This is a genomic window from Paenibacillus pseudetheri (assembly GCF_924513355.1).
GTDB classification, from domain to species: domain Bacteria; phylum Bacillota; class Bacilli; order Paenibacillales; family Paenibacillaceae; genus Paenibacillus_AQ; species Paenibacillus_AQ pseudetheri.
Genome location: NZ_CAKMAB010000099.1, coordinates 1 through 813, shown reverse-complemented (window position 1 = coordinate 813; position 813 = coordinate 1). Strand labels below are relative to the sequence as shown.

Annotated in this window: 1 protein-coding gene; it reads left to right on the top strand. The window is 36.0% G+C overall.

Translation table 11 applies throughout. The features are described from left to right. Window positions 1–484: 484 nt before the first annotated feature. The coding region (locus tag L1028_RS31060; RefSeq protein WP_234541967.1) for a hypothetical protein at window positions 485–813 on the top strand (329 nt) is incomplete at its 3' end.

The window sequence follows — 813 nt, the reverse complement described above, 5'->3', positions numbered from 1 at the left end:
TTAGCAGATATTTGGTTAAAAAGAAGTATCATCGACTATACACAGTTAGGAACTCTGACAGAGATTCCATTGAAAGAAGCATTGGCAATGATTAAATCCAACCGAACTGATTGGTATACGACTTTTTCGGAATTATTCCCGATGAAAGTGAAGTAAGAACCGATCTTACGCTAATAGGACACGATTGCTTTCTGAGTTTTCTCACCTTACAATCCCTCCCTTACTACCCGGTTGTGTCAACTGCGTTCTATCTGTTGGGAGAGGAGGGATACTCCTACTCCCCGTATATCTTCGTACTGCGCAACAATCACTATGACTCTCGATGAAAAAGCCTATTTAAGAATATGGGCAGTTTTGTGCAACAAATTAACTTTTTCAACGTATATAAAATTATTCCATATTTAGGAAAATGCGTGACTGAAGTATATCTGCGAACTAGGAAGATTTTCTTTTTGGATAAATTCAAATAATTAGGAGTGATTTTGTGAAAAAATTTGGATTTATATTTCTTATTGTAATTATATCTATAGTATCAGGATGTCAAAAGGATGTCTCCAACGATGAATTAGCTAAAGCTCAGGTGGAGGTTAGCACATTAGCAGCTTCATTTAAAATCCCTACACTGGAAGGATATGAAGTTAGTTTTGTGCAACATAAATTCCCTCCAAAGGACAAACAAGGCGAATTTATTGGGAATAATCAAGAAGTTTTAGTCACATATACGAAAAACAAAGGGAACCTGGACAAGTTATCAGACGAACAGAAATCATCTGATGAAAAAGAAATTTTATACGGACCTTACCAGGGAGATAC